Origin of the sequence: Nonomuraea basaltis (assembly GCF_005893125.1) — a bacterium.
GTDB lineage: Bacteria > Actinomycetota > Actinomycetes > Streptosporangiales > Streptosporangiaceae > Nonomuraea > Nonomuraea basaltis.
Window position 1 is genome coordinate 38,656 of record NZ_VCJS01000096.1, and the last position, 8,244, is coordinate 46,899.

Here is an 8,244-nt window from a genome sequence, read left to right on the forward strand (position 1 = left end):
GCGGCGGGCCACCCCGGCCGATGGACGGCGCCGCTTCCCACCCTCCGCGCTCTCGTGAGGAGCCACTGCGATGACCACAGCCCAACCCCTCCCGCCTCACCTCGCCGAACCCTCGGTGCCGGGCACGTCGATGACCTACCTCGGCGGGCCGCCCTTCCGCCGCTACCTGCTCGTGTACATCCTCGCGATGGCGGGCATCACAGCGGCCTACGGTGGTATCGGCTCCATCATCCTGCCGCTGCACATCCAGGACATCGAGTTCGCCATCTGGTTCACCGGGCCGGACGCCACCGCCGACCTGCATCAGCTGACCAACCTCAAGGCGCAGATCGAGGCGGGCACCGCTACGGCGACCGCCCAGCAGCAGCACCAGCTCGGCCTGCTCGCCTCCTACGAGGCGGCCCGGGCGAGCAGCCTGTCGATCGTCACCGCCGTCGGCGCCATCGCCACCATGCTCGTTCAGCCCGTCGCCGGGCTGCTGTCGGACCGCACCCGCTCCCGCTGGGGACGGCGCGCTCCCTACATCGCCGGCGGAGCGGTGCTCGGTGCCGCCCTGCTGATCGGGGTGCGTTACTCGGCTGGCATCGGCCTGATGATCGCGCTCTGGTCCCTCGCCCAGGTGGCGATCAACCTGGCACAGGGGCCGCTGAACACGACCGTGCCCGACCGGATACCGGAGAACAAGCTCGCCACCGTTTCCGCGCTGTCCGGGATCGGCACGTCGGTCGGGGCTCTGCTCGGCGCCGTCGCCGTCGGCATCGTCTTCGGTGTCATGGGCCTGGACAGCTACTACCCCTTCGCCCTGGCCCTGGCCGTCACCGGCCTGCTGTTCGTGCTGGTCGCCCGCGACCGGTCCTCGCTCGCGCTCCAGGCGCCAGATGCCAACTGGGCGGGCTTGCTGAAGTCGTTCCTGGTCCCGCTGCGCTCGGCCGACTTCCGCTGGGTCTGGATCGCCTCACTGACGATGGCGATCAGCTACGCCGTGTCGAACGCCTTCGGCCTCTACATGCTGCAGAGCTACGTCCAGCCCGCGCTCAGCGCCGCCGAGGCCACCCGGATCATCCCGGTCCTGTCGATCGTCACCCTTCCGGGCATGCTCGTCTCGATGCTCGTGACCGGCAGGTGGTCGGACCGGATCGGCCGCCGCAAGCCCTTCGTCATCGGCGCCTCGATCCTGTTCGCCGCTTCCATGCTGGTGCCGCTGGTGTGGCCGGCGCTGCCGGCCATGTTCGTCCAGGCCATCGTGTCGGCGGCCTGGCCATCGGCTGCTACCTGGCCGTGGACCGGGCGCTGCTGATCGACGTGCTGCCTGACCGGCAGGGCGCCGCCGGTCGCGACCTCGGCCTGGGCGGCATGGGCTTCAGCCTCGGCGGGGCGATCGGTCCGGTCCTGGCGGGCCAGGTCGTCGGCCTGACCGGCGGCTACGGCCTGGTCTGGGTGATGGCGATCCTGATCGCGCTGGTGGCGACCGTGGCGATCGTCCCGGTCAAGAAGGTCAAGTGAATGGAGAACCGCATGCCCGCCTTCCCCGACTCCTTCCTGTGGGGAGCCGCGACCTCGGGACACCAGGTCGAAGGGAACAACACCGCCAGCGACATCTGGGCGATGGAGCACGTGCCGAACAGCACCTTCGCCGCCCCCTCCGGCGACGCCTGCGACAGCTACCACCGCTACCCGGAGGACATCCACCTGCTGGCCGACGCCGGTCTCAACGCCTACCGCTTCAGCGTCGAATGGTCGCGCGTCGAACCGGAGAAGGACCGCTTCTCCCGCGCCGAGCTCGACCACTACCTGCGCATGGCCGCCACCTGCCACGAACGCGGCCTCACCCCCATTGTCACGCTCAGCCACTTCACCGTCCCCGCCTGGTTCGCCCGTGACGGAGCCTGGAACCAGCCGGAGGCGCCCGAGCTGTTCGAACGCTACTGCCGCCAGGTCGTCACCCACTTCGCCGGCGAGGTCACCTGGTGGGTCACGCTGAACGAGCCGAACGTGGGCGCGCTGCTGACCGCGACGGGCCTGCTCGCCTACGGCGGACCGGCCGAGGCCGCGCAGGAGGACCCGGCGGAGGCGTTCGCCCGCCGCGTCGGCGGCGAGCCGGGCACCGCCACCGTCGCCCTGCCCGTCACCACCCCCGAGGGCGTCGCGAACCTCTGCGAGGCGCACCGCCGCGCCCGCACCGCCGTCAAGGAACTCCAGCCGAAGGCCCGCGTGGGCTGGTCGCTCACCATCCAGGACTTCCAGGCGGCGGAGGGCGGTGAGCAGAAGACGGCCGACATGCTGCGGCAGATCGCAGAACCGTTCCTGGAGCTGTCCAAGGACGACGACTTCGTCGGCGTGCAGACCTACACCCGGATGGTCTTCGGACCGGACGCCCCGCTCAGGCAACCCCGCACCGAGCGCACCTTCCAGACCGGCTGGGAGTACTACCCGCAAGCCCTGGGCAACGCCGTCCGCCTCGCGGCCGGCTTCACCGGCGTGCCCGTCCTGGTCACCGAGAACGGCATCGCCACCGCCGACGACGACCTGCGCATCACCTACACCCGCGAGGCCATCACCAGCCTGCGCGAGGCCATCGCCGACGGCACCGACGTGCTGGGCTACCTGCACTGGACGCTGCTGGACAACTGGGAATGGCACGCCGGCTACGCCATGACGTTCGGCCTGGCCACCGTGGACCGCGAAACCTTCGAACGCACCCCGAAGCCGAGCCTGCACTGGCTGGGACAGGTGGCCGCGACCAACGGAGCCTGCCTGGACACCGGCCGTCCCTGACCAAATGGAGCAGGGATGGCGCACCGCCATGCTGGAGCCGCCGGACGACTCCTGGCCCGCACCGCTGATACGATTCAGTACGGTGGCAGGCTGGACCAGGGAGACTCGATGGCCAAAGCGCGGCGAGTCACGTCCATCGACGTGGCCAGGGAGGCCGGAGTCTCGCAGACCACGGTCAGCTACGTGCTCAACAACGTGTCGCACCAGAAGATCTCCGGGGAAACCCGGCAGCGCATCTTCGCGGCCGTGGAAAAGCTGGGTTACACTCCCTCGGCCGCGGCCCGCACCCTGCGCCTGGGCCGCAGCGACATCGTGCTGCTGCTCATCGCGAACATCCCGCTCGGCGCCACGGCCATCGAGCTGATCGAACACCTCACCGCCGACCTGGAACGGCACGGGCTCAGCGTCATCACCCGCATCGAGAGCGGACGCACCGCCGCCACCCTGTGGAAGGACCTGACACCGGCCGCCGTGGTCTCCTTCGCCCCCGTCGCCAAGGAGCACCGCGCCGACATGCGTGCCGCAGGCACGTACGTGGTCAACGTCTGGGGCGACAGCGAGGGCGAGCCGAACGTGATGACCCGCGGGCAGATCCGCATCGGGCGGATGCAGCTCGATCACCTGGTGTCGCAGGGGCATGTCCGGATGGGCTACGCCGCCCCGGCCGATTCCCGCATGCGCGCCTTCTTCGACCCGCGTCTGGAGGGCGTCCGGCAGGGCTGCGCCGAGCACGGCCTGACGCCGCCGTCGGTGCGGGAGGTCGTGCTGGACGCCGAGGCCGCGGCAGCGGCGGCGCGGGCCTGGCGGGCGGAAGGCGTCACGGCCGTGTGCGCCTTCAACGACGACGTGGCCATCGCCCTGCTGGCCGGCCTGCGCGCCGCCGGGCTGTCGGCGCCCGGCGACCTGGCCGTCATCGGGGTGGACGACATCCCCATGGCCCGCTTCGCGGAACCGCCCCTGACCACGATCAACCAGCACATGGAGGCCGTCGCCGCCAAACTGGCCGACGCGGTGCTCAACGGCCTGGAAAGACCGGACGCCCGCCGCTCCGCGCCGCCGGAGAGCGCGACCTTGGTGATCCGCCGCTCCGCCTGAGCCGTCGGCGAATCCCCTGGGGCCTCAGCACGCCACCACGCCGTGCGCCCACCCGACCCAGGTCCCGCGCGCCATGGATCGGATGGGCGTGCTTGCCGTTCCGGTCAGCGAGGGGTGCCCGGGGCATGCCTCGTAGAACGGCCGGGTCGCAGCGGGGTCGGTGAAGCGGCAGCCGAACGTGGGCGAGGCGACGTTCCGCGGGTTCAGGAAGTCGTCTCCGGCCGGACGGGCGCCGGCGCGCGCCCGGTGCCCGGGTGCCTCGACCCACGCGCGCAGGTCGTTCCACGCTGTGATCACCTCGGCAGAGGTGAAATCACAGTGCATTGCGCTGCGGATCGCGCGCTGCACGAGCAGGTCGGACTGACCGTGGCGGGCGACCGCACGCGCGTAGATCTGCTCCATCGACAACGGCACGAGCAGGTCGCCCAGGTTGTGCAGGCTGAGCACGGGTACCCGGGGCTTGCCGACGATCCGCGGGACGGCGTTCAACGCCATGCTGTTGCGTTCCTCGACGCTGGCCGGGGCGACGCGCTCGACGATCGGATTGATGTCGATGGGCGTGGTGGGGGTGTAACGGGTGGTCACGTTCTGGGCCAAGCCGGGTCCGGTGGGCGCCAAGGTCAGCATGGCGTTCGCGTACAGGGAGAACGATGCGTCGGCACCCGGCCGTGGGCCGCCGGACAGCTGTGTGATGATCTGCTGGAATTGCCGACCGGGTTCGCCCGCGGGGTTCTGGCCGGGCTGCAGGCCGGTGAGCCCGAGCTTGGACTGGATCTGCGGCAGCAGGGCGCTCGCGTAGTCCGCCGGTGCCGGGTAGGCGTCCACGCCGGACAGGGCCTGTGCCGCCAGGTTGGCATCGAGGAAGAAGTCGAACACGCGGTTGTCGCCCAGCTGACCGCACAGCGACAGGGCGCCCGCGTAATAGCCGGGGTATTCCTCCAGGGATCGGGCAAGGACATGCCCGCCCATCGAGCCGCCGGTGAAGTAGATGCGGCTGGGCCGGTGGGGAAGAAGCCGGGCGGCATGGCGGGCCAGGTTCCGGGTGCTGGTCACGCCGTCACCGGCGTCGTAGCCGTTCTTGGTGTAGCTGGACGCCGCCCAGGCGTAGCCCTGCTCGATGAAGGTCTCGCGCAGCCCGAAGGGCGGGACGTCGACGGTGAGGACGGTGCTGTCACCGCGGAGCCCGTGCGCGAACATCGCCAGCTGTCCGTTCCACTTCGGCGGGATCTCGATGGTGTAGGCCGCGTGCCGGTGAATGCCCTGGAGAACGCGGGTCGGCCGGCCGCCGACCGTCAGCGGGGGCAACTGGGGGTTGTCCGCCGTGTAGCCGGGCAGCGGCTGATTCGGATCCATGTCGCGTGCGGTGGCCGGGATCGCGACCGACAGGGCGAGTGCGCAGGCGGCGACCATCACGGCGGTGGTACGGCGCAGGCGGGGGATGCGTCGGAACAAGTGATCCTCCAATGGATCGGGGGCGCTCGTTCAGGGTCAGGGCCGGCCGGGGGCGCCGGACTGGCGGAGGAGGTAGCGCTGGATCTTTCCGCTGGGGGTCTTGGGCAGCGCGTCCATGAAGTGCACGCGGCGCGGGTAGGCATGGGCGGAGTAGCCGGTACGGACGAGTTGCTGCAGTTCGGCGACCAGCTCCGGCGAGCCGGCGACCCCGTCGGCCAGGACGACGAACGCTTCGACGACCTCGCCGCGCAGCTCGTCGGGCCGTCCCGTCACGGCCAGCTCGGCGACGGCCGGGTGGGTGGCCAGCACGCTTTCTACGTCGAAGGGCGCGATGCGGTAGCCGGCCATCAGGATGAGGTCGTCGTCGCGGGAGGAGAAGAAGTAGTACCCGTCGTCGTCCACGGATCCCGCGTCGCCGGTCAGGTACCAGCGCCCGTCGGACGTGAACCGTTCGGCGGTCCTGTCGGGGGCGTCGGTGTAGCCGGTGAACCACATCAGCGGGCTGGCGGTGACGTCGAGCGCCACCTTGCCGTCGATGATGCCGGCGGCGAAGCCGGGCAGCGGCTTGCCCATCGAGCCGGGCCGGGTGGGTTCGGCGAGGTCGGGGTGCCAGGCGTTCACGATCATCATGCCGTGCTCGGTCTGCCCGTAGTGGTCGCGTACCTCGACGCCGAGCGCGCCGGGAGCCCATGCGGTGATGTCGGGCGTGAGCGGCTCGCCGGCCGACGAGGCGCGGCGCAGGGAGAGGCCGTCCACCATGCCGCTGCGCCTCAGGCCGCGGTACACGGTCGGCGCGGCGGCGAAGTTCGTGACTCCGAACGCCCGGAAGACGGCGAGGGTGGATTCGGCGGTGAACCCGGCGTTCAGCAGCAGGTTGCGCCGGCCTGTGGCCAGCGGCCCGAGGATGCCGTAGTACAGGCCGTAGGCCCAGCCGGGGTCGGCGGCGTTCCAGAACACGTCCTCGGCGGTGACGTCCAGCCCGTAGTGCATGTAACAGGCGAAGGAGGCCAGCGCCTTGACCGGGACGGGAACGGCCTTCGGCGCCCCGGTGGTGCCGCTGGTGAACAGGCGGATCAACGGCCCCTCTCCCCCGACGGCCACCGCGTCACGCATCGGTTCGCACCCGGCGATGAGCTCGTCCAGCTCCGGCCCGGCCACGAGCACCGTGAGATCCGAGAGAGGAGCGATCTTGTCCTGCTGGCCCGGCTCGGTGACGACGAACCGGGCGCCGCTCGCCCGGATGCGCATCTCGATCGCGGGCGTCGCGAACGCGGTGAACAACGGCACGTGCACCGCGCCGAGCCGCCAGATCGCCAGCAGGGTCACCATCAGTTCCCTGCGCTTGCCCATCAGCACGGCGACGCTGTCGCCGGCGGCGACTCCGGACAGCGCCAGCACCGTCGCCAGCCTCCTGGACGCGTCCGCCAGCTCTGCGTAGGTCAGATCGCGGGCGCTGAGGTCGGGTTCGACGAAGGTGAAGGCGACCGCGGACGGGTCGTGACGGTCGCACAACAGCTCTGCCGCGCACGCCTCGGCGCCGCCGAAAGCGACCTGCCAGGACTCGATCTGCGCCTTCACCGAGGAGTGGCAGGCCCTGTGATCCGCGTATGACATGGGCCATACTCTGCGCCGTGATGTTCAACACGCGTACCCTCCGAAGAGGGTACCGATGGTGACCCGGAAGCCGCAGGCCGGGCGCGTGCAGGCCACGCTGGCCAGAATCAGGTCCCTCACCGGGGTCTCCCTGGCGTTCGCCGGGCCGGTCGATCGTGACGGCGTGCTCCTCGAACGCTTCGACGGCCCGGTCGTGGGCCCTTTGTCCGGGGTGAAGCTCTCCTTCGGGCACGGCCTCGGCGGGAAGGCCGCCTCGATCCAGCGGCCCGTCGTCGTCAACGACTACGTCCGCGCTCCGCACATCACGCACCAGTACGACCGCATCATCCAGGCTGAAGGGCTGCGCGCGATGGTGGCGGTCCCGGTGGTGGTCGCCAAGCGGACGGTCGCCGTCATCTACGCCGCGTTCCGCGACGCGCAGATCATCGGCGGCCGCATCTATGACGTCGTCGCCGACGAGACGAGAGCGCTCGAGCACGATCTCGTCGTCGCGCAGGCACTGGAGACGATCGAGCGGCCGCAGGGCGGCGATGAGGCGGTCATCGAGGAGAACCGCCGGCTTCGCACATCCCTGCGCGACACCTACACACAGTTGCGTCTTCTCGCCGCCCGGACCACCGATCCGGTGACCCGCGAGGAGCTCTTGCGGGAGGCCGAGCGGTTCACCGCCCGCAGCCACGTCGATCAGGACGCCGAGCCGGCGGCGCTCATGCTGACGGCCCGCGAGAGCGACGTGCTCGCCCTGGTGGCGGGCGGCCTGACGAACGCGCAGATCGCCTCGGCCCTCGGCCTGACGACCTTCACGGTCAAGAGCTACATGAAGTCCCTCATGGGCAAGCTCGGCGCCGGGTCCCGGCACGAGGCCGTGGTCATCGCCCGGAGGCTGGGCCGCCTGCCCTGATGGCCATCGAGGTGGCGGTGTCGCGCCTGTTTCCGAACGTGGCTAAAAAACGTTTCAACAAGCTCTTGTTCCGCAGTTCACCAGCGGTTAAGTTGCTCTCCCAGAGACACTGAGACGTATAAGTAACGCTCCGTGTAGATTTGTGTGCCTTTTGTGCGAGGAGACGCAATGAAGCCCACTGGCCGAGCTCTCATGCGCGACCACATTCAGAGAGCGGTTGACGACGGTGTCTGGCCGGCCGTGCAGTTCGCCGTCGCCCGGCACGGCGAGATCGTGGTGTTCGAGTCGTTCGGCGACGCCCGTGATTCCGACCGGTTCTGCCTGTTCTCGGCCACCAAGCCGGTCGTGGCCTCGCTGGTGTGGCAGTTGCTCGGTGAGGGCCTGATCGCCCTGGAGACCCGGGTGGC

At 70.2% G+C, this 8,244-nt stretch carries 8 protein-coding genes; 6 read left to right on the top strand and 2 right to left on the bottom strand.

What is annotated here, in order from left to right; all coding sequences use genetic code 11:
* The first annotated feature begins 70 nt into the window (after positions 1–70).
* The 4 genes from EJK15_RS36205 (at position 71) to EJK15_RS36220 (ending at position 3,870) form a co-directional block, all read left to right on the top strand.
* A complete protein-coding gene (locus tag EJK15_RS36205; RefSeq protein WP_138714989.1) occupies positions 71–1,297 on the top strand; it encodes an MFS transporter in 1,227 nt (408 codons plus the stop codon).
* Entirely contained in the window at positions 1,279–1,503 is a 225-nt protein-coding gene (locus EJK15_RS36210; protein ID WP_138714990.1) for an MFS transporter, read from the top strand. Before EJK15_RS36205 ends, EJK15_RS36210 begins: the two co-directional genes overlap by 19 nt.
* Positions 1,504–2,775, top strand: coding sequence for a glycoside hydrolase family 1 protein (locus EJK15_RS36215; RefSeq protein ID WP_240777436.1), 1,272 nt, complete (start codon positions 1,504–1,506; stop codon positions 2,773–2,775).
* A gap of 108 nt (positions 2,776–2,883) precedes the next feature.
* The gene (locus EJK15_RS36220; protein ID WP_171074718.1) at positions 2,884–3,870 is read left to right on the top strand and encodes a LacI family DNA-binding transcriptional regulator; all 987 of its coding nucleotides are present in this window, start codon (positions 2,884–2,886) and stop codon (positions 3,868–3,870) included.
* 24 nt (positions 3,871–3,894) lie between these two features.
* On the opposite strand, the gene EJK15_RS36225 is transcribed toward EJK15_RS36220, so the two are convergent.
* Together EJK15_RS36225 and EJK15_RS36230 are read right to left on the bottom strand one after the other, a co-directional pair.
* Positions 3,895–5,322, bottom strand: a complete 1,428-nt coding sequence (locus EJK15_RS36225) for a hypothetical protein (protein WP_206061306.1) — start codon at positions 5,320–5,322, stop codon at positions 3,895–3,897.
* 36 nt (positions 5,323–5,358) lie between these two features.
* A complete protein-coding gene (locus EJK15_RS36230; protein ID WP_138714992.1) occupies positions 5,359–6,936 on the bottom strand; it encodes an AMP-binding protein in 1,578 nt (525 codons plus the stop codon).
* Between the two features lie 55 nt (positions 6,937–6,991).
* Between EJK15_RS36230 and EJK15_RS36235 the strand changes: the two genes are divergently transcribed.
* Positions 6,992–7,837, top strand: coding sequence for a helix-turn-helix transcriptional regulator (locus EJK15_RS36235; RefSeq protein ID WP_138714993.1), 846 nt, complete (start codon positions 6,992–6,994; stop codon positions 7,835–7,837).
* Between the two features lie 168 nt (positions 7,838–8,005).
* Positions 8,006–8,244: serine hydrolase domain-containing protein (locus EJK15_RS36240; protein WP_138714994.1), on the top strand; the 239-nt coding region annotated here is incomplete at its 3' end.